The organism is Kordiimonas sp. (genome assembly GCF_965216265.1).
Lineage (GTDB): Bacteria > Pseudomonadota > Alphaproteobacteria > Sphingomonadales > Kordiimonadaceae > Kordiimonas.
This window is the reverse complement of record NZ_OZ244153.1, coordinates 581,750-604,787: the sequence shown is the minus strand read 5'-3', so window position 1 is coordinate 604,787 and position 23,038 is coordinate 581,750. Positions and strand designations below refer to the sequence as shown.

Annotated in this window: 20 protein-coding genes and 1 tRNA gene; 13 read left to right on the top strand and 8 right to left on the bottom strand. The window is 53.5% G+C overall.

The annotated features are described in order from the left end of the window. Positions 1-327: 327 nt before the first annotated feature. The 6 genes from ACOOGA_RS02805 to ACOOGA_RS02780 all read left to right on the top strand — a co-directional run bounded on the left by ACOOGA_RS02805 (position 328) and on the right by ACOOGA_RS02780 (position 6,939). Positions 328-1,986: a 4Fe-4S dicluster domain-containing protein gene (locus ACOOGA_RS02805; RefSeq protein ID WP_417460194.1), complete on the top strand. Its 1,659-nt coding sequence runs from the start codon at positions 328-330 to the stop codon at positions 1,984-1,986. A 20-nt stretch (positions 1,987-2,006) separates the two neighbouring features. Then, positions 2,007-3,731, top strand: a complete 1,725-nt coding sequence (locus ACOOGA_RS02800; RefSeq protein WP_420429450.1) for a tetratricopeptide repeat protein — start codon at positions 2,007-2,009, stop codon at positions 3,729-3,731. 44 nt (positions 3,732-3,775) lie between these two features. Next, entirely contained in the window at positions 3,776-4,654 is an 879-nt protein-coding gene (locus ACOOGA_RS02795; RefSeq protein WP_420429448.1) for a 4-(cytidine 5'-diphospho)-2-C-methyl-D-erythritol kinase, read from the top strand. A 129-nt stretch (positions 4,655-4,783) separates the two neighbouring features. Next, a tRNA-Gln gene (locus ACOOGA_RS02790) sits at positions 4,784-4,858 on the top strand. Between the two features lie 234 nt (positions 4,859-5,092). Beyond that, the gene (locus ACOOGA_RS02785) at positions 5,093-5,794 is read left to right on the top strand and encodes a TonB family protein (protein ID WP_420429446.1); all 702 of its coding nucleotides are present in this window, start codon (positions 5,093-5,095) and stop codon (positions 5,792-5,794) included. A 161-nt stretch (positions 5,795-5,955) separates the two neighbouring features. Next, positions 5,956-6,939, top strand: coding sequence for a DUF1835 domain-containing protein (locus ACOOGA_RS02780; protein WP_420429444.1), 984 nt, complete (start codon positions 5,956-5,958; stop codon positions 6,937-6,939). A 2-nt stretch (positions 6,940-6,941) separates the two neighbouring features. On the opposite strand, the gene kynU is transcribed toward ACOOGA_RS02780, so the two are convergent. Genes kynU through kynA form a run of 3 tightly spaced genes read right to left on the bottom strand, consistent with a single transcriptional unit; the run spans position 6,942 to position 9,678 of the window. Next, on the bottom strand, positions 6,942-8,183 hold the full coding sequence (gene kynU, locus ACOOGA_RS02775) for a kynureninase (RefSeq protein WP_420429442.1): 1,242 nt from the start codon (positions 8,181-8,183) through the stop codon (positions 6,942-6,944). After that, the gene (gene kynB / locus ACOOGA_RS02770; protein ID WP_417460188.1) at positions 8,180-8,821 is read right to left on the bottom strand and encodes an arylformamidase; all 642 of its coding nucleotides are present in this window, start codon (positions 8,819-8,821) and stop codon (positions 8,180-8,182) included. Before kynB ends, kynU begins: the two co-directional genes overlap by 4 nt. Continuing rightward, positions 8,818-9,678 carry a tryptophan 2,3-dioxygenase gene (gene kynA / locus ACOOGA_RS02765; RefSeq protein WP_417460187.1) on the bottom strand — a complete coding sequence of 287 codons (861 nt, stop codon included), beginning with the start codon at positions 9,676-9,678 and terminating at the stop codon, positions 8,818-8,820. The genes kynB and kynA overlap by 4 nt, the downstream gene beginning before the upstream one ends. Positions 9,679-10,093: 415 nt before the next feature. Here kynA and ACOOGA_RS02760 point away from each other — a divergent pair, with 415 nt between their 5' ends. Both ACOOGA_RS02760 and ACOOGA_RS02755 read left to right on the top strand, forming a co-directional pair. Beyond that, entirely contained in the window at positions 10,094-10,747 is a 654-nt protein-coding gene (locus ACOOGA_RS02760) for an MBL fold metallo-hydrolase (RefSeq protein ID WP_417460186.1), read from the top strand. 81 nt (positions 10,748-10,828) lie between these two features. After that, positions 10,829-12,151, top strand: coding sequence for a DUF3667 domain-containing protein (locus ACOOGA_RS02755; RefSeq protein WP_417460185.1), 1,323 nt, complete (start codon positions 10,829-10,831; stop codon positions 12,149-12,151). Between the two features lie 72 nt (positions 12,152-12,223). Here ACOOGA_RS02755 and ACOOGA_RS02750 read toward each other — a convergent pair whose 3' ends face one another. The 3 genes from ACOOGA_RS02750 to sppA form a co-directional block, all read right to left on the bottom strand. Next, positions 12,224-12,847, bottom strand: coding sequence for an FMN-dependent NADH-azoreductase (locus tag ACOOGA_RS02750; RefSeq protein WP_417460184.1), 624 nt, complete (start codon positions 12,845-12,847; stop codon positions 12,224-12,226). A 112-nt stretch (positions 12,848-12,959) separates the two neighbouring features. After that, a complete protein-coding gene (gene msrB, locus ACOOGA_RS02745) occupies positions 12,960-13,361 on the bottom strand; it encodes a peptide-methionine (R)-S-oxide reductase MsrB (protein ID WP_417460183.1) in 402 nt (133 codons plus the stop codon). Continuing rightward, the gene (sppA, locus tag ACOOGA_RS02740; protein ID WP_417460182.1) at positions 13,361-15,190 is read right to left on the bottom strand and encodes a signal peptide peptidase SppA; all 1,830 of its coding nucleotides are present in this window, start codon (positions 15,188-15,190) and stop codon (positions 13,361-13,363) included. Before sppA ends, msrB begins: the two co-directional genes overlap by 1 nt. A 147-nt stretch (positions 15,191-15,337) precedes the next feature. Between sppA and ACOOGA_RS02735 the strand changes: the two genes are divergently transcribed. From ACOOGA_RS02735 to ACOOGA_RS02725, 3 genes are read left to right on the top strand one after another with little or no spacing between them, the layout of a single operon-like run. Next, entirely contained in the window at positions 15,338-16,189 is an 852-nt protein-coding gene (locus tag ACOOGA_RS02735) for a TIGR00266 family protein (protein WP_417460181.1), read from the top strand. A gap of 8 nt (positions 16,190-16,197) precedes the next feature. Continuing rightward, positions 16,198-17,331, top strand: coding sequence for a sialidase family protein (locus tag ACOOGA_RS02730; RefSeq protein ID WP_420429440.1), 1,134 nt, complete (start codon positions 16,198-16,200; stop codon positions 17,329-17,331). A 22-nt stretch (positions 17,332-17,353) separates the two neighbouring features. After that, entirely contained in the window at positions 17,354-17,773 is a 420-nt protein-coding gene (locus ACOOGA_RS02725) for a PaaI family thioesterase (RefSeq protein ID WP_417460179.1), read from the top strand. 8 nt (positions 17,774-17,781) lie between these two features. Here ACOOGA_RS02725 and ACOOGA_RS02720 read toward each other — a convergent pair whose 3' ends face one another. Continuing rightward, positions 17,782-18,573 (bottom strand): helix-turn-helix domain-containing protein, encoded by a 792-nt coding sequence (locus tag ACOOGA_RS02720; RefSeq protein ID WP_417460178.1) that lies wholly within the window; start codon positions 18,571-18,573, stop codon positions 17,782-17,784. Positions 18,574-18,738: 165 nt separating this feature from the next. Between ACOOGA_RS02720 and ACOOGA_RS02715 the strand changes: the two genes are divergently transcribed. Beyond that, the gene (locus ACOOGA_RS02715; protein WP_417460177.1) at positions 18,739-19,719 is read left to right on the top strand and encodes an alpha/beta fold hydrolase; all 981 of its coding nucleotides are present in this window, start codon (positions 18,739-18,741) and stop codon (positions 19,717-19,719) included. 38 nt (positions 19,720-19,757) lie between these two features. Here the strand turns inward: ACOOGA_RS02715 and ACOOGA_RS02710 are convergent, their stop codons facing one another. Further along, positions 19,758-21,083 carry an FAD-dependent oxidoreductase gene (locus tag ACOOGA_RS02710; RefSeq protein ID WP_417460176.1) on the bottom strand — a complete coding sequence of 442 codons (1,326 nt, stop codon included), beginning with the start codon at positions 21,081-21,083 and terminating at the stop codon, positions 19,758-19,760. Between the two features lie 163 nt (positions 21,084-21,246). Between ACOOGA_RS02710 and ACOOGA_RS02705 the strand changes: the two genes are divergently transcribed. Next, entirely contained in the window at positions 21,247-23,019 is a 1,773-nt protein-coding gene (locus ACOOGA_RS02705) for a hypothetical protein (protein ID WP_417460175.1), read from the top strand. Positions 23,020-23,038: the final 19 nt, after the last annotated feature.

Genomic DNA, 23,038 nt, shown 5'->3' with positions numbered 1-23,038 from the left:
CTTAAGGTTAAAAGTGAATCAGTTGGCGCTTCGCCACTATATTGTTGATCACTATACAGGGCCATCCCTTAAAATTGCATTGAATTTTTGGCGTGCATTTTAGCTAGTTGACAGAGCAGATTGACGTAGCGTCCGGCCCTGTCTTGAAGTGAAAGAGAGCGTCGCAGTACCCCTTGCCACAGATGCAAGCGTTTGACGTTTACGTTAAGCACAGGCATAAACACTTGAAATCTACTGTCAGTGGCCCAGTTTTCGACCCATGCTGCCTAAACGGGACGGCCTACCCGTGGCATGAGGTTGAACTCAGGAAGTTTAAAGGAGCGGCGCATGGAACGCGAATCCATGGAATTTGATGTTGTAATCGTTGGTGGTGGCCCGGCTGGGCTTTCCGCTGCAATCCGCCTGATGCAACTCGCACAGGAAAAAGAGCAAGAGCTGATGGTTTGCGTCATCGAGAAAGGCTCGGAGGTCGGTGCTCACATCCTTTCCGGAGCGGTGGTTGACCCCATTGCGCTCAATGAACTGATCCCGGACTGGAAAGAAAAGGGCGCGCCGCTCAACACCCCTGTGACAGAGAACCATCATTGGATTTTGTCCGAGACGGGGAAAACCGAATTTCCGCACTTTCTCCTGCCGCCGCTATTGTCCAACAAAGGCATGTATACGCTGTCGCTGGGCAATCTCACGCGCTGGCTTGGGGAGCAAGCGGAAGCCATGGGCGTTGAAATTTACCCCGGCTTCGCGGGGGCAGAGGTCCTTTATCATGAAGATGGCCGCGTAAAAGGTGTTGCAACCGGTGACATGGGTGTCGCGCGTGACGGTAGCCACAAGGGTTCATATGAACCCGGCATGGAACTTCACGCGAAATACACCTTGTTCGCTGAAGGCTGCCGTGGCTCGCTCACCAAGCAGCTTGAAAGCAAGTTTGACCTGCGCGCAGATAGCGACCATCAGACCTACGGCATCGGCATCAAGGAACTGTGGGATATTGACCCTGCGAAACACAAGCCGGGCTGTGTGATCCATAGCCAGGGCTGGCCGCTGACAGAAGACGCGGGTGGCGGGTTCATCTATCATCAGGAAAATAATCAGGTTGCTATCGGTTTTGTTGTCACGCTTGACTATAAAAACCCTTACCTCTCACCGTTTGACGAGATGCAGCGGTTTAAAAATCACCCTGCGGTTCGTGAGATTCTGGAAGGTGGTCGTCGTGTTGCTTATGGCGCGCGGGCTATCAATGAGGGCGGGCTTCAGTCTGTGCCAAAACTCAGCTTCCCCGGCGGGGCCCTGATCGGTTGTGCGGCGGGTTTTGTGAACGTGCCGCGCATCAAAGGCAGTCACAATGCGATGAAGTCAGGCATGCTGGCAGCCGAAGCGGCGTTTGACGCAGTGGCAAGCGGTTCCGAAGGTGATGTTGAACTGACAGCCTACGAAGCCGCGTTTAAATCCAGCTGGATATACAAAGACCTGCACAGTGTGCGTAACACGCGCCCTGCGCTTTCCAAATATGGCGTAACCTTGGGCACGCTATATTCCGGTATCGATATGTGGCTCAACAGCCTTGGTCTTGGTTTCCTTGTGCCGTGGACATTCAAGCACGGCCATAAGGATAACGAGGTGACCAAAAAGGCAGCAGACGCCAAGCCGATCGATTATCCGAAGCCAGACGGTGTTATCACTTTTGACAAGCTCTCAAGCGTTTTCCTCTCAAATACCAACCACGAGGAAGACCAGCCTATTCACCTCACCCTCAAGGATGACAGTGTGCCGGTTGAGATTAACCTGAACGACTATGCTGGGCCCGAACAACGCTATTGTCCGGCTGGTGTTTACGAATTTATCGAAGGTGACAGCGGAGACAAAAAGCTGCAGATCAATGCGCAAAATTGTGTTCACTGCAAAACTTGTGATATCAAGGACATCACCCAAAATATCAATTGGGTAGTGCCCGAGGGCGGTGGAGGCCCCAACTACCCGAATATGTAGCGAGTTCACAAAGGGCAGAAATGAAGCCTATTACCACCATCTTTCTGGCTTTGGCGCTTGTGGCATGTACCACTGAAGCGCCAAAACGCCAGATGACCGCTCCTGTAAGCGGTTCATTGCACAGCGAATTTGAAGCTCGGGACGACGGGGCCAGCTTTTATGGCCCCTTTGTCGCGGCGACGCTTGCCCAGCACAATGAAGAATATGCCGAAGCGGCCCGGTATTATCTCTCAGCACTTAGCTCTGACCCGGATAGCCGATTTGTGGCAGACCGCGCATTCTTCCAGCTCCTTTATGCAGGGCGAATGGAAGACGCCGGTAAGCTTGCTGTCAACCTGCAGGAACGCGAGGGCGGCTCAAACGACGACCTCGTTCGCATCATGTATGTGCTGGAAGCGTATCACCGACAGGATTGGCCCGAGGTTCGAAACAGGCTAAGCGCTACTAGTGACACAGGCTTTGGTTTCCTAGTATCACCGATACTGGAGGCATGGAGCCATGCGGCAGAGCAGGACCTGCCTGGGGCGGAGGCTGCCCTTGCGCCGCTTCTGAGTGACCCGCGCCTTAAGTCGATCGGGGAAGAGCACAAAGCCTACATCCTTGATCACCTTCAGCATTATGAGGCTGCTACAACGGCCTACCTTGCGCTTGCGAACGCCGAGAAACCTTCATCGTATCAGCCGATGGTGGCTTACGCTCATATGTTGTTCCAGCAAGGGGATACAGTGGGAGCCCGTGACTTTCTGGGCGAACAAACCAAGCGTTTCAACAACAATACCTTCCTGCTGCGGGAAAGTATGCGGATGTCTGCCGGATATCCGCCCAGCCAGGACGCGGCCACACCCAACGGTGCTGCCGGTGCCATGTTTTATAGTCTGGGTAGTGAGTTCGCTCACGGCCAGTCGTCGCAGGCTGCAGTCGTATATATGCGCATCGCATCCTACCTGATGCCAGAGGTGGCGGAGATCTATCTTCTGCTTGGCGACCTGCTTGAACGGTTGGAAATACCAGTCGCAGCGGCCAGCGCCTATGCATCCGTGCCGGATATCAGTCCGCTGCGGCAGCTTGCCCACATCAAGCACATTGGCGCCCTGAGGTCTGCGGGCGAGACGGGGGCGGCGGAAGACTTGGTGCGGCGCGGCCTTCGTGAGGACCCCAATGACCAGACCCTTTTAGTTACTATGGGCGATATCCTGCGTGAGCGGAAAGATTATACAGAAGCGATTGTCTATTATGGACAGGCCATTGACCAATTGAAACAGCCTCGGTCGTCTGACTGGTTTGTCTTTTTCGCGCGAGGCGTTTGTTTTGAACAGCTTGGTGACTGGGGCAAGGCGGAAGCTGACCTTGTATCTGCGCTACGTCTCAAGCCCAACGAACCTAGTGTGCTGAATTATCTGGGATATAGCTGGATAGATCGTGGCAAGAATGTTGATGAAGCCAAGGGACTGATCGAGAAAGCGATCGAGCAGACACCAAACGATGGCTTCATTATGGATAGCTTTGGTTGGGTGCACTACCTGACAGGTGACTTTAGCCAAGCCGTTGATTTGCTGGAACAGGCTGTGAGGCTGGAGCCCACCGACCCGACCATCAACCATCATTTGGGTGATGCCTACTGGCGGGTTGGACGTAAGATTGAAGCCCGTTTCCAGTGGCGGCATGCGCTTGATAGCGAGCCCACGGAAACCGAGAAAACCGAAATTCTGCAAAAACTGGCTGCGGGCCTGCCAGAACTTTCGTAAAGCTATCCTGTCTGGGGTGAGCAATACGGAGCCGGAGCATATCTATGGTCGACAGCATCACGGTTATAGCACCGGCGAAGGTCAACCTGTTTCTGCACATCACAGGCAGGCGGGACGACGGCTATCATCTACTGGAAAGCCTGTTTGCCTTCACGCGACAGGGGGATGAGATAACCCTCAAGGTCGCACCTGAGCTTTCCCTTGAAATCACGGGTCCCTTTTCAAGCAAGTTTACCGGCAATGCGCGCGACAATCTGGTCTTCAAGGCGGCGCTCGCGCTGGCGCAAGCTGCGGGTATAGGTGCAGGAGCCGAAATTACCCTGAAGAAGAACCTGCCGATTGCTGCAGGTATTGGTGGTGGGTCTGCGGACGCTGCTGCCACGCTGCGTGGCCTTAATGAGCTCTGGCGCCTTGGCCTCCCGTTCACGGAGCTTGAGGCTATCGCATACGGCCTTGGGGCCGATGTGCCAGCTTGCCTTTATGATACGCCGCAGTTTGTTGAAGGGGTAGGGGAGAAGCTAACCCCCCTGACGCTGTCGTGGCAGGCCGGTATTGTATTGGTGAACCCCGGCGTGATGCTGTCGACACCTGCGGTGTTTAAAGCGTTTAAGGAGGCAGGCTCACACTTTGATGCTCCACTTGCCTGTATGGAGCCGTGGACGAGCGTTTTAGCGCTTACGGAGCATAGCCAGAATTCCCTTGAGCGGGCCGCGGTTTCAGCATGTGCTGAAGTTGATGAAGTATTGCAGGCATTGAAGGGTTTAGAGGGCGTGCAACTGGCACGCATGTCAGGCAGTGGTGCCACTTGTTTTGCATTTTTTGAGACCAAAGGGGTAGCAGAACATGTGGCTCAGGCGATTAAAAACAAGCATCCCGGCTGGTGGGTAATGGCTGACGAGTTGCTAACTGAAAGCACTTTGTGAGGCTTTTGAGCATCAGGTTTGAGGGTGCATTCAATACTAAAATCTTGTGAACCGCAAAAAGACACAAAACCATAAAAAAAGGTCTTTACAGGCAGGGGCAGTTTGACTAAAACCGCGCCACGAACCAGTTGGGGCGTCGCCAAGCGGTAAGGCACCGGTTTTTGGTATCGGCATGCGGAGGTTCGAATCCTCCCGCCCCAGCCAGTTCGCACTCTCGCAAAACCCAAATCTTAGATATTTCGGCCAATTTGATACGTGCGATAAAGCGTTCGCTCGTCAGAATTTTGGCATTTTTACGTTCCCGGTCATGCAAAATTTGCATAGCTGCTCGGCGCTAAAAATCTAATTTTCACATAGCTGATATAATCCTGCAACGGATCACGGGCATAAAGGTCCTGCGCTCAGATGGCGCCAGATTTTGTATCAGGAGCAATGGAAATGTCCCGCCCGAACTTCTTGTCCCCAATTTTTAAAACTGCGGCTGCTTGTGCCGCGCTTGTAACTGCAACGGCTCTCCCCACTGTTGCAGAAGACCTGAATAATGATGCTCAGTGGAGCCAAATGGTGCGCCAGGAGCTTGCCAGGGTTCAGAGCTATCCAAGCCGTGCCCTTGAGCAGGGTGTTGAAGGCACCGTCAAGTTGCGTGTTGATGTAACCGCAGATGGCCGTGTGGCAGACTATTCGATCACGGAAGGCTCAGGCTTTGCGGTGCTGGATCGCGCTGTAGGCCGCATGGCTGCAAAGCTTGACCGGTTGCCAGCACCAGCAGGCAGCACAGACGCCAGCTTTGTCGTGCCGCTCACCTTCAAGCTTGCAGATGCGCGCACCGTGAAAGCTGAAACCAAAGACCCTGTAAGCGTGTGGCGTGATGCTGTGCGCCGCCGTGTAGCCAGCACAGTGTCCTACCCGAAAGACCTTGCCGTTGAGGGTGTTGAAGGCCGCGTGAAAGTTCGCTTGACCCTCAATGCGGACGGTTCTGTTGAACGTCAGGAAATCGCGCAATCCTCAGGCAACCAAGCGCTGGATGCTGAAGCGCTTCTTCTTGCTAACCGTATTGGCAAATTGCCAAGCCTGCCCGAAGGGCAAGAGGGCGGCGCAATTGTACTGCCGGTACACTACAAGCTTGCTGAAAACCGCTAAGGCGGCTTTCACTCTTTCCTCTTCCCACACTCTCGGGGCGGCTCTGCCGCCCCTTTTTCTATGAAACTGCGTAGCCCCGCGATCATGCCTTGTGGGTGCCACATCTTTCAGGCAGGCTTGCCCTCAATCTTCTCTGACTGATTCCAGCTTAAGGAGGTGATGTGGCAACACGGTCAAAATCAACGCTCCATATCAGGTGTGGGCAGGATATCGAACAGGCTCTGCAAGAGGCTGGGATGGAGGGTGACTTCCTAGATTTTTCAGACCCTTATTGCCAGGGCCCTGTCCGGGGCATTGCACACGCTGATTTTCTGGTTGAGCGCAGCGCATTTATTGCATCTGCTTACGGTATTGACCCGGCTGAGGTTACGGCACGCCAATCGCGCAGGTATGAAGCGCTTAGGCATGCCCACGACTATGATACCATCACGCTTTGGTTTGAGCATGATCATTTTGACCAGCTGATTCTGGCCTATGTGCTGAACCATTTTGCAGATTTAAGCTCACTGCCTGAAATCGACCTTGTGTGTGTTGATGACTATCCCGTCTTGCCGCGCTTTACCGGCCTTGGTCAGCTTGGCCCAAGTGACCTGAAGGCTGTGTGGGAAAAGCGCGTGCGTGTGACGCAAGACCATATTCGGCTTGGAAAAGAGGTTTGGTGTGCGCTTACCATGGCCACGCCGAACATGCTGGCAACCATCGCGCATGCCGGGACGCCAGCCGTGCCACCGATGGCCGGGGCGATTGACCGGCACCTTGACGAGCTTCCCTCCTCTCGCCATGGCCTCGGTTTAACCGAGACCTTGAGCTTGCGTATTCTGGCGGAGAAGGGCGTGATAAGCGCTGGTGCGATGTTCAGCCAGCTTATGTTGCGTTATGAGCCGAGGCCGTACCTAGGTGACCTAATGTACTGGCATGAGCTTGATCGGTTGGTGCGAGGTGGTGCAGTTGAGGTAGTGACAGCAGGCAAGTCATCTGCACAGAACATGCTTCAGCTCACAGAGCTTGGAGAGCGTATCCTGATGACGGAGGAAGACTGGCTAGATTATATGCCGGAGCCGCGTTTTGTTGGAGGCGTAGAGATCGCCCCCGGAAAACCACACTGGCGGCGGTTTCCCAAAGGCAATATCAAGCTGGTTGAATAGACCTAGGTGACGCGGCTTTTAGCTTTGTATTTGCTGTCCTTCCAGGTATCAGTGCGCAGGATGTCTTCAAGAATTTCCGCCGCGCGGTATACATCTTCAAAACCAAGATAAAGCGGCGTGAAACCAAAACGCATGTAGTTTGGCGCGCGGAAATCACCAATCACACCCCGGTCGATCAACGCCTGCACGACAGCGTAGCCTTCCGCAAAGCTGAGCGACACGTGGCTGCCGCGGCAGGAGTGCTTCTCAGGTGTGACAATACCCAGGTTAAAAACGGAAAGCCGCTCACGTACCAGCTCCATGAAAAGGTCTGCCAGCGCGAGGGACTTTTGCCGCACGACACGCATATCCACGCCTTCAAACGCCTTGAGTGCGCTTTCAAGTGCAGAGGCCGCGAGCACGCTTGTAGTACCCACCAACATACGCCGGATATCTGCTGCGGGTTCAAATTCATCGCTGAAATCAAACGGTGCTTTATGGCCGAACCAACCCGATAAGGGCTGTCGTGCGGTCTCAAGGTGTCGTTTGGCAACATAGATGAAGGCTGGCGCGCCGGGCCCACCGTTCAGATATTTATAGCCGCAGCCGACGGCAAAGTCTGCGTCAGCTTTATTGAGGTCAACCGGTACAGCCCCCACAGAATGGCTCAGGTCCCAAACCATCAACGCGCCGTTTGCATGTGCGGCTTCCGTGATATCAGCCATATCGAACATATCGGCTGTGACATAATGCACGTGTGTTAAAAGCACCACGGCGGTCTTCTCGCTGATGGCCTCTTTGATCTCTGTACGCTCAACGGTTTTAAGCTGATACTCAGGCCCGAGAAAGTCAGCGAGGCCTTGCAGCATATAAAGATCGGTCGGAAAATTGCCGGGTTCAGACAGTATCTCCGTACGGCCAGGGTTCATGCGACATGCAGCGGCGGCGGCCTTGAAAATATTCACCGAAGTGCTGTCTGCCATGATCACTTCGTCGCCGCTTGCGCCAATTAGCGGAGCAATTTGGGCGCCGACGCGAGATGGCAGGTTGATCCAGTCGGCAGTATTCCAGCTTTTTATCAGGTCGGTGCGCCACTCTTGTTGGACAACATTGGCGAGCCGTTCAGCCACCCCTTTGGGGCTTGGCCCCAGGCTGTTGCCGTCCATATAGATCACACCTTCCGGCAGGTCAAAGCGGTCGCGTATCTCCCGAAGAGGATCGCTTGCATCCTGTTTTTGGCACCAGTCGAGTGAAGTGGGGATCATGGCAGACTCCTCAAAATAGCGCGCACAGGGCTGCCGTCTGCACCTGAGATTTTAAGCGGTAGCGCAATCAGCTCATATTCGCCAACAGGGACGTCATCGAACACAAGCCCTTCCAGTATGGCCATGCCTGCGGCATCAACCGCAAAATGAGCATCAAGCGTCTTGCTTTCCTGTGGGTCGAGCGATGGCACATCAAGGCCAATGAGCTTGCAGCCGCGTGCGGCAAGGAAGCGAATGGCGTCGGCACTGATCGCAGGGAAGTCCGGGTCCCAACCCTCGTGTGGAAAGGTCGGGAACAGCTTGATCAGTACACGGTCTACCGTATCTGGCAGCTTGTTTTCCAAGTGGCGGGGTTCAACAAGCTGTCCTGAAGCGACTTCTTCTGAAAGGTCTATTAAAACAGCAGGGCCGATATAGGCGTCGAGTTCTGTTTCAGCACAGTCCAAGCCTTTGTCATCAAAATGCAGGCGGCTGTCGGCGTGGCTGCCCGTATGGGTGGACATGCGAACCGCACTGACGTTCACCGGGCACTCGCCGGGCTCAATATTCCACGTGCGCTCAAGCGTAAATTCGCTGTCACCGGGCCAGACAGGGATGCCCGGCCGTATGGTCTGGCTGATGTCATAAATGTGGCTCACAGGCTTGTCCTCACGGTCCACAGTTCAGGGAAGAAGCGTAAATCCAATGCCTTCACAAGGTAGGATACACCGCCTGTGCCGCCCGTACCCTTTTTATAGCCGATGATGCGTTCAACGGTTTTCATGTGAGCAAAACGCCAAAGGTGAAAGTGATGCTCAAGGTCCACCAACTTTTCGGCGAGCTCATAGAGGTCCCAGTGTTTTTTTGTATCGCGGTATACTTCAAGCCATGCGCGCTCAACGCCCGCGCTGGCTTCATAGGGTTGCCGCCAATCCCGTTCCAGCCGGTCAGCAGGAATATCAAATCCGCGGCGGGAGAGCAGTTGCAGGCAGAGATCATAAAAGCTAGGAGCATTCAGCACATTTTGCAGGTGCTCGTAACGCGCCGGTACACTCTTGTGCGCTTCAGCCATACGGGCGCTTTTGTTGCCGAGACTGTATTCAATCTCGCGGTACTGGAAGCTTTGGAAACCTGAACTTTGCCCCAGGTCATCACGGAAAGCCGCATAATCCGCGGGTGTCATGGTAGACAGTATTTCCCAGGATTGTTGCAGGTTAGCTTGTATCTTTGCCACGCGCGACAGCATCTTGAACACAGGGCCGAGATTGTTATCTTTCAGGTGTGTCATTGCGGCCCGCAGCTCATGCAGGCAGGCTTTCATCCACAGTTCAGACGCCTGATGGATCACCACAAACAGCATTTCGTCATGTTTGTCGGATAGCGGGTTCTGGCATGCCAAGAGATTGTCCAGCTTAAGGTAGGCACCGTAGCTGATGTCCTGCTGCCAGTGAATGTCCTCACCTGAGACATCGACCGCTGTAGCGGGGCGCGTGCCTTCATCTGATGTTTCGGTCATATGACTATCCTTCCAGCAGGTATTTGTTTTAGTACTAAACTATATGGATGCTAACCTGATCTGGCAATAGTTTCAATGCCAGTTTGTGGCCCTAGGTGGCACTTGTTTGTTAGTCGACGATATCGACGGCGGTGCCTACAGCGGTTGTCGCGACTTTTACAGGTACGGTGACCACAGCGCATGCACTGACAGCAAACAGGGCAACCGCAAGCAATACTAACTGACGCAAAACAGAACCTCCAGCGTATGGCACCTTCGGCCATTTCGTCGTTTAAGTTGGTATGCCCGAGGCGAATTTGAGGCACAAGGCTTTAATTATGTGGCAGATACGCTACATAATTAAAGCCTGAAGGCCTGCGCGGTGGTCGTTTATGGTCCATCGCGCGAGCGCCAATGAGCGTCAAGGAGTTGCCGAATGTTAAAAGCCCAGATCGTCCCCGTAACCCCATTTGCACAGAATTGTAGCCTGATCTGGTGCGATGAAACCATGGAGGCGGCGTTTGTCGACCCGGGCGGGGAGGCGGACAAGCTGCTTGATGTGGCGAAGAAGGCTGGCGTTACGCTCAAGAAGATATTCCTGACCCATGGCCATCTTGACCACGCGGGCGGTGCGCAGGATATTCGGGAGAAACTCGGCCTGCCGATCATCGGCCCTCACAGGGAAGATGCCTTTTGGTTGGACCAGATTGAAGAACATGCCGCGCAATATAATATGCCGGGCCTGCGCTGTGTGACGCCTGACGAATGGCTTGATGACGGTGATGAAGTAACCCTGGGCAATATCACCATGCAGGTTTTTCATACGCCTGGGCATACGCCGGGTCATGTGGTTTTCTTTGAACCAAAACATAAGGTTGCCTTTGTTGGTGATGTGCTTTTCAAGGGCTCAATTGGTCGCACAGATTTCCCTCGTGGTAATCACGCAGACCTGATCAACGCGATTACAAGTAAACTCTGGCCACTTGGTAATGACATTACCTTTGTACCGGGCCATGGTGCGCTTTCAACCTTCGGGGCAGAACGGCAAAACAATCCTTACGTTGCTGATCGTGTGCTTGCCCAAGCTTAGCTCCAGACCATGCCGAAGTCCCTCTAAGCGCTAGCCACATAAAAAAGCCTTTGGTATAAGGGCTTTATGGGGAGGGGCGTGATGAAGCGGCTTGTCAGGAAATGGATCGTACTTTTAAAACGCAGGCGTCTGCGGCGTGAACAAAGAAAACGCGGCAACCATAAGCTCGTTGCGCGCGAAATACAGGATGCCGGGCTTGGCTGCAGCAATTGCGGCGCGGAGCTAACCGGCCCCTTTTGCCACATCTGCGGGCAACGAGACGATGACTTCAAGCGACCCTTCTGGTCTTTGTTGCGCGAAATTCTCGACAATGTGTTTTCAAGCGATAGCCGTCTTTTTAAGACGTTGTTTTTGCTTGTATTGGTGCCCGGTGGGTTGACGCGTGCCTTCGTTATGGGGCGCAGGGCACAATTTGTGCCACCACTTCGGTTATATATTACTGTCTCCATTATGTTTTTTGTCATTCTGGCAATAGCGGATGTCTTGATTCTCGATATCAATGTGACGCCTCGCCCCAATACTGAAGAAGCTATAGAGGCCAGAAAAGAGGCGGTGAGTGAGGTTCAGTCGGCTTTAAGGGAGATGGGCATTCCGGTTGAGGAGGCCGAGGGTGGAGACGTGCCAGCTATTAATAACCGACCGCCGGATGGCGATGCAGTGGTGGATGAAAGGCAAGACCAACCGGATGAAGCGACTGCTCGCCACACTGCCGCAGTGCGAGACAAGTTGAAGGAAGCACTGGAGCAGCAGGGCGACAAGATACCAGCTGAAGCACGGGCAGAGTTGGAACGCATGGCGAACGACCCGGAGGCGCTTGTTGTAAGTCCACCATCACCCGACGGATCGGATGTGGATTTTGATCTGCCTTATGACGTTGAAGTTGATATGTTTGTCCCCAACGACGATGAGGACCGGGATGGTTTCAAGCAGGAAGATATCGACCGCGTACTCAATGATCCGTCAGTGCCGGATTTTATCAAGGACGCAACGAAAGGGTTTGCGCGTGCCTTGCAGCAACCCGAAGCGTTTAATCGTTTGTTCAACGAATGGCTGCCACGAGCGCTTTTTGTCCTGCTCCCCGTTTTCGCGCTAATTCTCAGAGTATTTCATTGGGGCAAGGAGCGATATTATCTGCATCAATTGGTATTTTCCCTCCATTTCCACAGTTTTTTATTCCTGCTGCTCACGGCCCTTATCATTATCGTACCTCTATATGGCAGCGATTTGGGGGCCGGCCTGTTCTGGTGGGGAACGTCGCTTTATCTCATTATCGCCCTTAAGGTCGGGCAAGGGCAGGGCCTCATACGGGCCTTTTTCAAAGCGGGCTTTATCTGGGTCAGTTACTTCTTTGTCATGATGGTGGTTATTGGCTCCGCTGTGCTGTTTGGTTTGCGGGAACTCTAAAGCCTAAACGCAAAACACCGCCAGCCTTTCGGACGACGGTGTTGCTATACTCACGCTTCAGAAGGTGAGCGTTTATGCTGCTTGCTTGAAGCCGGAGAGTGCGCTGTCGAGCTGATCTTCCGCCGCCTGCAGGCTTGCATCTATATCAACAGCGGTTTTATCAGCTGCGATGACGGTAACGTCTGTAATGCCGATAAACGCGAGCGCATGTTTCAAGTAGGGTACAGCGAAGTCGATTGCACTGCCAACCTGCGTGCCGCCTGAAGCCGCGAACAGATAGGCTTTTTTGCCAGTGAGCAGGCCTTGCGGGCCATTTTCAGTATATTTGAACGTAACACCGGCACGGGCCACCAAGTCAATCCATGCTTTCAGTGAAGCTGGAACGCCAAAGTTATAAACTGGTACCCCAATCGCCAGCACATCTGCGGCTTGCAGGTCTGCGATCAGGCTGTCTGAGAGCGCGAGTTTTTCTTTCTGCTCTTCTGTGCGCTTGTCTGTAGGGGTGAAGTTTGCACCAATCCAGTCTTCATCGACAAAGGGCAAACCTTCTGCGGTATCGTGGTTCAGAATAGCGACATCAACTCGGTCGGCGATTGTATCGATGAAGCGATTGGTGAAGTCACGAGAGATGGAGCCGTTTTTGCGCGCACTTGCGTCAACGCGTAATACGGTGATGTGGTCCTGGGTATTGGTCATTTCAAATTCCTTTCAAAGCGTGTGCTGTTGAAAGGAATGTATGATCGGTGGTGTGAAACAGTAGTTGGCCAAAACCCTACTCGGTGTTGCATATTATAGAACGCCGAGAGGTTTAGTCCTCTGGTATCAAATTCAGGGACGCCGAGTTTGTGCAATAGCGCAGCCCGGTTGGCTGTGGGCCATCAGGGAAAACATGACCCAAATGGCTTTCACATCGGGCACAGAGTATTTCTGTGCGGACCATACCATGGGTGGTGTCTACCTTCTCTATGACCGCTTCGTCATCAACCGGTGCCCAAAAGCTTGGCCAGCCAGAGCCGCTCTCATATTTGGTCTGGCTTTCGAACAAAGGTGCTTCACACGCGGCACATATATAGGTGCCGGGCGTTTTGGTGTTCCAGTACTTGCCACTGAAAGGGGGTTCTGTGCCGCCGCAGCGGCACACCTCGTATTGCTCAGGCGTCAATTCTGCCCGCCAGTCATCCTCTGTTTTTGCGCGTACGTCGTCGTTCATCAGCGCACCTTACAGACAAAACAAACTGCATATTTACCCATGGGATCGTTGAAGTTGAGGAAGAGTTCAGCCTCCTTCTTCAGTTCCAGAGCCGTTTTCATCACAGGCGACATCTGGCTATCAAACATGCGGCTGGTATTGGTGCCGATTGTTGAGTTCAGGAGGTCAGCAACCATCTGTTCAAACTGATCGGGTTGGTCGCGGTAGAAAACAAGCTGGTAGCTGTCAACGTCAGCGGCGCGGGCTGCTGCCTGTACCGCGTCGTCAAACTCACCCAGGTTGTCAACAAGCCCAAGCTCGTGAGCTGTGGACCCGACCCAAACACGGCCTTGGGCGATTTTATCCACATCTTCAGCAGACATGTTGCGGCCTTCAGCCACAAGGTTGATAAACTCGCGGTAGCCGTACTCGATCGACTGCTGGATGATGTCTTTTGTGGCTTCTTCAAGCGGCCGAGCCGGGTTGAAGGCACCTGCGAGCGGAGAGGTACCAACACCGTCAGCGTGAATGCCGATTTTATCAAGTGTCTTCTCAAATGTGGGCACAATGCCAAAAATGCCGATTGAGCCAGTGATCGTGCTTGGTGCCGCCCAAATCTCGTCAGCTGTCGCTGATATCCAGTAGCCACCTGATGCGGCTACCGGGCCGAACGAGGCAATAACCTTTAGGCCTTGCGCCTGGGCCGCGACAAGTTCCTGCCGTATCAGTTCCGACGCAAAGGCAGAGCCACCGGGGCTGTCTACGCGCAGTACAATGGCGGCAGTGTTCGGGTTGTTGCGGGCATCACGAATATAACCAACAACGGTTTCAGCGGCTGTTACAGTAATCGGGCCGTCACCCATCACGATTTCACCCTGCGCGGTAATCACGGCAATTTCGTTGCCGCTGCGCATAGGCCTGTCAGTAGCTGCGAGATAGGTTTCAAAATGGATTTGATTGAACGATTGTCCGTCGGGTGTTGCGCCGAATTCGTCCATCAGTGCCTGACGCCACGCCATGCGGGGGGCCAGTTCATCAACAAGGCCGGTGTTGAGCGCGAGCTTGGCAAAGTCACCCTCCGCGGCGCGCAGGTCTTCTGGCACACGCGCGAGCGCGGCAGTGAGGGCACCATTTTCAAGGTGGCGTGCTGTGGTGATAGACGTTTCATACTGATCCCACAGGGTGCCAAGGAACGCCATGTTCGCTTCTTTAGCGGCAGGCGACATATCATCACGAATGAAAGGCTCAACAGCAGCTTTATATGTGCCGACACGGAAGACGTTTACGTTCGCCTCGATTTTATCGAGCATGCTTTTGAAGTAGGTCGGGTAATACCCAAAGCCTGTGAGCAAAACACCGCCGCCTGGGTTCATAAACACCTTGTCGGCCTGAGCGGCGATCAGATAGGTGCTTTGGCTATAGGACGTCGAAAGGGCATATACCTTCTTGCCACTCTCTTTGAACTTGCGAATGCTGTCTGCAATGGTGTGCAGGTGGCTTTGTGCCGCGCCAGATATAGAATCAGTCAGGATAGCGAGGGCTTTGATGCGGTCGTCATTTTTTGCACGCTCAACGGCGCGCAAGATGTCATGGATACTGGTTTGCGGCGGTGTGCTGTTGAAATCAGAAAAAACAGCCTCAAGCGGGTCTGGATATTCTACCTGCTCAACGATTGCGCCGTTTGGCCACAGCACAAGAACGGCCCCGTCCGGCACACTTGGCCTGGTTTCACGGTTGCTGGCTGCATACACGGCAAACAGCAAAACGATAACCAGAATGCCGAGGGCGGTCGTGCCGAGCCCTTGAATAAACGAAAAAATAGATTTTACTATAGCCCAGACGCCCTTCATGGCTGCCCTTTCCAAACCTTGAAAAAAGATGGCAACATGCCTTCATTAGATAGAAGGTGCGATGCGGTTCGGCCCTCGTCAAGAGGTGATGCCGAGAATGTTAGCTCGCACCAAACATAATATACACAACAGCAATAGGGGGAAACTATGTCATCACACATTCCGCAGGTACCGATTAACCGCCACACACGTGTGGCAGGTGTAGACGATGATATCGATTATGAGATCAAGGGCTCGGAAATGCAGTTCGTTGAGGTTGAGCTGGACCCAGGCGAATCTGCGGTCGCGGAAGCCGGCGCGATGATGTTCAAGTCGCCCGACGTGAAAATGACATCGGTATTTGGCGATGGTTCTGGGCAGGACGCGGGTTTTATGGGCAAGCTGCTTGGTGCGGGAAAGCGCCTGATTACGGGGGAAAGCCTGTTTACCACTGTTTTCACCCATGAAGGGGCAGGCAAAGCGCGGGTTGCGTTTGCCGCGCCTTATCCGGGCAATATTATTGCGCTTAAACTGTCCGATTACGGTGGGCGGCTGATTTGCCAGAAAGATAGTTTTCTTGCAGCCGCACGTGGTGTGCAGATGGGGGTGCATTTTCAACAAAAGATCATGACCGGGCTGTTTGGTGGTGAAGGGTTTATTATGCAGCGTCTGGATGGTGATGGTTGGGCTTTTGTACATATCGGCGGAACGATTATTGAAAAAGAACTCAAACCCGGCGAGGTTTTGCATGTTGATACAGGGTGTTTGGCGGCCATGACATCGGGTGTTGATATGGACATCGAGCGCGTTGGCGGTGTTAAATCCATGATCTTTGGCGGAGAGGGTGTTTTCTTCGCGCGTTTGCAGGGGCCGGGTAAAGTTTGGCTGCAAAGCTTGCCCTTCAGCCGCTTGGCTGGGCGAATTTTTGCCGCTGCACCACAAGCAGGGGGCAAAGACCGCGGCGAAGGTTCCGTACTAGGTGGCATTGGTCGTATGATAGACGGCGACAACAGCTTTTAAGGCAGTGCATGACAATTCGTATTCTTCAGCATCGCACGCTCTATCGTGACGATCACTTTTACAGCGCCTTCCCTGCGGTGTTGGCATTGCCCGCCGGCGATGTGCTTCTTGCGTTTCGCCGGGCACCCGACCACCGATGGCTACTGGGCGACGCGGCAGACGAGGACCTTGACGCGGTTGACCATGTGCATTTCCGCTCACATATCGCGATGATGCGTCTTGATAGCGGGCTTGAGGTAAAGGATGATGCTTGGTCTTTGCCCAGCCACCCGGAAGCGGGGGATCAGGATGCGAACCTCTTTCTTACCTCAAAGGGTAGGCTTATCCAGTATGGTTTTCTATGGTACCCGGTTACCTATGAGATCGCTAAGAAGCTGAAGGAGCTTGGGCTAGTCGGTCCCTTGATGGCAGACAGGTTTGGTGCGGGGTATATTTATTGGGCGAGCTATACCCGGATCAGCGACGACGGCGGGTACACTTGGTCTGACCATAAATTGATGCCGCGCGACCCTCTTATTAAGGCGGGTCGTGATGCTTTTGCGCCCTATAGTTCTGCGCTGAGAGGCCGTATGGTGGAGTGCGCGGACGGCTCACTTCTAATACCCGCCTATAACGGAAGCCTTGCAGGATGTGAATTGCCTGCGGTTCGCTTTTTCAGGTCAGAGGATGATGGGGAAAGCTGGCAGGTGCAGGATACCTTGATTTCCCTGCCTGATATTTCGCTGGCGGAGCCTGCACTCGCTTATTGGCCGAAGGGTGCCCTCACGGTTTTTAACCGAACGGGACACAACGAAGATCGTCTTGTTATTGCATCGTCTTATGATGAGGGCGAGACATTCTCAAAACCTGAAAGTGTTGGCATTAAAGGGCACCCGTATGACCCACTGGTGTTGCCAGATGGACGCTTGTTCTTGGTTTATGGCTACCGCCATGAACCCATGGGCGTTCGTGCCAGGCTGGTAGAGCTTGGGCAACGACTTGAAGATGCCGATGAGGTCGTCATAAGGGACGATAGCGCCAGTAAAGATGTGGGATATCCATCAGCGACACGGTTGCCGAGTGGTCAAATCCTGATCGCCTACTATATTGCTGATAAGAGAGGCGTTCGCGGTATTGACGGGACCCTCATCGATATTGATTGAGTTATTGAAGGAAGGAATGTTTGTGGCGCTGACAACAGAAGACCTGAAGGCAAGGGGCTATCGCACCTGGGGTGACGAAGACCCGTTTGAAAATCTGGTGGCGCCATTTTACTTCAAGGAAAGGGACGAAGAGATAAGGTGCGCATTTGTTTCCGAGCGTAAGCACTGCAATGGTCATGGCATGTTGCACGGCGGTCTGTTGATGACGTTTGCCGACTTTGCGCTGTTTGCCTTGGCGAGAAAAGAGCTGAGTGGTCCTACTGTGACCGTTGGCTTTAATGCGGAATTTGTATCCGCAGGGCTTGAGGGCCAGTTGATCGAAGCCCGTGGTGAAGTGGTGCGCTCAACCAAATCGCTTTTATTCGTGCGCGGTGAGATATTCTCTGGCGAGACCACCATTCTGACTTTCAGCGGAATTTTGAAGCGCGTACGCGGCCAATAGGCCAGCTTTTATGCAGCCAATGCCTTGCATTTGCGCGCGGTAGTGTCGTCTGCGGGAAAAAGACACTCTATCCTGATTTCGGCAAGTGTTACGTCGCGCGGTGTACCAAAGGTCGAAACAGTTGAAAAAAACGCAAGCGTTGACCTTTTGTCGTTAAAATAAGTGGTCAGCAAGGGCAGAGGCGCTGTCCCGGGTTCTCTGTGTCGCCATTCTTCAGGCACGTTCGGGTACGACATAATCTCATTCAATAAGGCTTTTGCCCGTGCATCTTGTGGTGAGCCCGCGATATCATTGTGTAGATGCCGCATCAAATCGCTCGCGACCTCTTCCCAATTATTAAGGTGTGGGCGCATATCGCTTGGGTCGAAGACCTGATGCAGTATATTTCCGTGTTTCGCGCCACCCTCTCGCAGGTATGCGAACAAGCGTTGCGCTGCGTCATTGACCATCAGCACGTCCCAGTACCGATTTATCACAAATGCTGGATAAGGTTCCTGCTGTTTTAGAATGCAGTCGATGGCCTGTTTTATGGGCGCGATCTCATCATCAGATAAGTCAATGCGGCTATATTTAGGGGCGAAACCGGCCGCGATAAGAAGCGCATTCTGCTCCCGGAGCGGTATGCTCAGTGCATCAGAAAGGCGAGCCAGAAGCGCCGGGCTTGGCTGCGACTTACCGGTCTCAACACAGCTTAGGTGTCGGGTTGAAACGCCGGCGTTAAGCGCGAGGTCCATCTGGCTCAAGTGTCGGCTTGTTCGCCAGGCACGTACCAAAGCACCAACATGGGCGTAAGGCTGCATCACTCGTTCTCTCTCTTTTCAGATAATCAGTATCAACCAGATCATAGCGCTGAAATACCATAATTCCATGACCTTAGAGGTCATTGATTTCATGTAGTGCACTTCGCCAATCTCGTCATCAACGGGCATAGCCAATAAGCCCGATCATGCATTGGAGAAGTGAGAATGAAACGCAGACAGTTTTTAAGAATGGCTGGAGGCACGACAGCCGCCGCTGTGATGATGGCAGTCGTAAAGGTGGGTAGTGGACCTGCTTTTGGTAATAATCTGGCCAAAGATTATACAGCGAACGATTATGGACATAAACGGCAGTATATGCAGTCAAAATTCGGTCGCATCGCATATCTGGATGAGGGGCGCGGAGATACTGTACTTCTGTTGCATGGCTTTCCCCTCAATAATTTTCAGTGGCGTGGTGTTATACCCAGACTAACGGGCTTACGGCGTTGCCTTGCACCGGACTTTATGGGGCTAGGATATACAGAAGTAGCTCAAGGCCAAAGTGTTGCCCCTTTAGACCAAGCTGAGATGCTGGCGGACTTTTTGGATCAGCTCTCCATTGCATCTGTTGATCTTATTGCGAACGATAGTGGCGGTGCGGTCGCGCAGATATTTGCTGTGAAGTACCCTGACAGGGTACGCAGCATTTTATTCACCAACTGTGACGTTGAGCCAGATAGCCCGCCACCAGCGCTTGAGCCGGTGATTGAAATGGCACGAGACGGGACATATCCCGATAAGTGGCTTGTGCCTTGGCTGAACGACAAAGAACTCGCGCGCTCAAAAGACGGACTGGGTGGTCTCTGCTATAGCAAACCGGGGCAGCCGACCGATGAGGCGGTTGATATGTACCTCAGCCCGCTTGTGCGTAGCGCCGAGCGTAAAGCACTGACAAACGCTTATACCCTTGGGCTGACCCCCAACCCGCTCGCAGGAATTGAAGCAGAGCTTCGTAAGCTAAAGATGCCGGTGCGCATTGTTTGGGGCATGGCGGACGATATTTTTGCCAAAGAAAGCCCAGACTATCTTGACGGTATAATGCCAAATTCAAAAGGCATTCGACGGCTGAAAACCGCAAAACTGTTTTTTCCTGAAGAATACCCGGAAATTGTAGCGGACGAGGCAGTCAAGCTTTGGCGGGCATAGGGGGTAGAGGGTTAGCATGCGGGAGAACTTCCGCATGCTTAACTTTCCGCAATACGAACCATCTCATTCACGTCGACAAGTTTTTTGCGCGGGGCGCCTGCCGCCGCGCTGGCTTCCTCACTTGCCTCAATTTTCTTCCAGGTTTGGAAGGTCACGATATGAAGGTCACGCTCCTTCACAACATGGTCAAGGCCCGCGCGGCCTGCTTTCCCCGAAGCGTGTACTTCACTGAGGATTTTTTGAGCCACCTCGACACCATCTGGCTTATTGGTGCCGATGGTGCCTGTGGGGCCGCGCTTTGCCCAGCCTACGCAATAAAGGCCATCGTCGATGCGGCCGTCCTCATTTTCAAAGTGACCGTAGCGTTCACTATAGGGCACGTCAGGTATTGGGCTGGTGCGATACCCGATGCACGGCACGATCAGCCCGGCAGGCAACACTTCTGTGACGCCCGTACCAATACATTTGCCGTCTTCAACGCGTGTTTCTTCAAGCCGGATGCCGCAGACACATTTTTCACCCAGTATCGCCATAGGGCGGCGATAAAACTGGAGGTGAAGGCGCACGGGTTTCATGTCAGGCGTGTTGGCTGCCATGGTTCTTAACGCTGCCATGTTCTTTTTGGCGGCACCTGCGAGTGTTTCACCTGTGGCCTCATCAGGCAGTTGGCTTCCATCCACCAGCGCAACGCAGTTCTCCAGCCGGTTTAGTTCACCAAGCTCTTTGGGGGTGAAGCTGGCTTCAAGCGGACCGCGTCGTCCAAGGATATATATATCCTTGATCGGGGAACCGTGGATGCTGTTGGCAGCATGGTCAGCCAAGTCTGATGACGACATCTCGCTGGCGGTTTTAGCCAGCACACGGGCTACATCAACCGCTACATTACCGTTACCGATCACAGCGACAGACGCGACGCGTAGATCAGGCTGCAGGTCTTTATAATCAGGGTGCGCATTGTACCAGCCAACAAAGGCGCCCGAGCCTATGACGCCATGCAGGTCTTCACCTTCAATGCGCAGCGGGCGATCTTTACCCGCGCCTGTTGCAAGCACAACAGCGTCATACAGTTCGCGTAACTCTGTGAGTGTAATATCACGGCCAAGCGAGAGGTTGCCGACAAACCGTACATTGTCGCGCTGGTTGGTGGCCTCATACCGGCGAGATACGTTTTTGATGGATTGATGGTCAGGGGCGACACCGGCACGGATCAGGCCAAATGGCGTAGGGAGACGGTCAATGATATCAACATTCACTGATTGATCGGTCCCTGTCAGTGCTTCGGCGGTATAGTAACCAGCAGGACCTGCGCCGATGACTGCGACATTCAATGTGTCTGGACCGTTCAAAGCGCCGTTTTTGCCCATATATCCCTCCCTGATTTGGCCCTAGCATGCCACGCCTGAGACATTTCGCCAAGTCGGGTGAGGTAAAGCTGCTGGTAGGTGAGCGCTACTGTGCTAAACTGTTAGTTTAAGAGGCGCGAGTGTTGCGTTGTGCCGGTTACAAAAGCAATAAACGGGGGAAATCATGAAATCGTTATTGCCACCATTTGCTCTACTTGCCGCCTGTGGCGGTCTCTATTTGTTGCAGGCACCCAATGAGGCTGGTGTGGCCGATCCGGTGCCTTACGCCTTTAACCCGACAGAGATCAGGCAGAATATCTGCGGCCCGGTCGGCACGAAGCGCGGAATACTGTTTCGCCCGGATGTGGCACATCTGTTGTCGAGCGCAGCATTCGCCGACGATGTTTCAGACACGGACGTACCGCTGATTGAGGGGCTGGATGATCGAGATTTCCCAATTTCAAGCGAAGTAGCCCTGACACGCGCCTATTTCCGCCAGGGTTTTGCTCTGCTCTATGGCTTTAACCATTGGGAAGCGGTCCGTGCCTTCAAAAAGGCTCAGGAGTTAGACCCAGAATGCGCAATTTGTTATTGGGGGGAGGCTTATGCGCTTGGCCCGAATATCAACGCCCCGATGGATGAGGCCGCACATGCACAGGCGGTTGTGGCGGTTGAGCAAGCACATAGTCTCCGTCAATACGCAAATGAGCGCGAAGCACAGCTAATTGATGCATTGCGGCAGCGCTACAGCATGGATGAAAATGTCACCCGCGCTGAGTTGGACCAAAAGTATGCGGATGCAATGGCGGGGGTGGTAAAGCTGTACCCAAATGATCAGGATATCGCCACACTGTATGCGGAATCGTTGATGGATGCCTCGCCTTGGGATTATTGGGAAAGAGATTTCACCACCCCGAAACCTCACATTCAAGTCGCGATCGACACGATTGAGAAGGTCCTCGCCACCAATCCGGATCACTACGGCGCAATCCATCTATATATTCACCTGTATGAAGCAAGCAGCATTGCAGCAAAGGCCGAACCTTATGCCGACAAGCTTGCCGGCCTAGCGCCGGGGGCGGGGCATTTGGTGCATATGCCGGGGCATATTTATTATCGTATCGGCCGTTATCTGGATAGTTTGGAGACCAACATCAAAGCTGTGGCGGTGGATGAGGCCTACCTCGCGAGTACATCGGGCTCTAACCTCTACCGTTTCGGCTATTATCCGCACAATGTGCATTTTGTGTTGGTGTCGGCGCAAATGGCATCAGACGGCGCGGTTGCGCTCGAATACGCCGCTAAACTTGATGCGCTGATCCCTCTTGAAGTGCTCCGGGAAGCAGCCTGGATTGCGCCAATCAAAGCGGCGCCATATTTTGTGCAGGCGCAGTTTTCGAGCCTTGATGAAGTGCTTGCCTTACCTGATCCGGGGGAAGATTTCGCCTATATCAAGGCTATGTGGCATTATGCGCGTGGTACAGCGCTTGCGGCAGCTGGCGATGCACGAGCGGAAGCTGAAATAGAGGCCATTGAGGCGCTTCTTGAGCATGAGGATATTAAAAATGCCAGCATACCTGCGGTGGCGATTCTTCGTGTTGCGAGGGATACGGTAGAAGGCCGATACCTGATGAGCCAAGGGAAACATCTTGAGGCAGTGCCGCTGTTTGAAAAGGCGGTCGCAAGCCAAGACAGCATGAGCTACACAGAACCGCCTTTTTGGTATTATGCTGCAGAGCAGAGCCTTGGCGCGGCCTATTATGAAGCAGGAAGGTATGATGATGCCGAGAATGCGTTCAAGGCGAGCCTCGTGCGGCACCCCAACAGCGCTTGGTCTCTGTTTGGTTTGTGGCAGACGCAAGTGAAGCTTGGGCGTGATGGGGAAGCCGCGATGACCAAAAAGCTGCTTGAGCGAGCGAGCCACAATAGTGAAAATGTACCGTTTATAAAGCTCTAGTCAGCTGCCAAAAACGAAC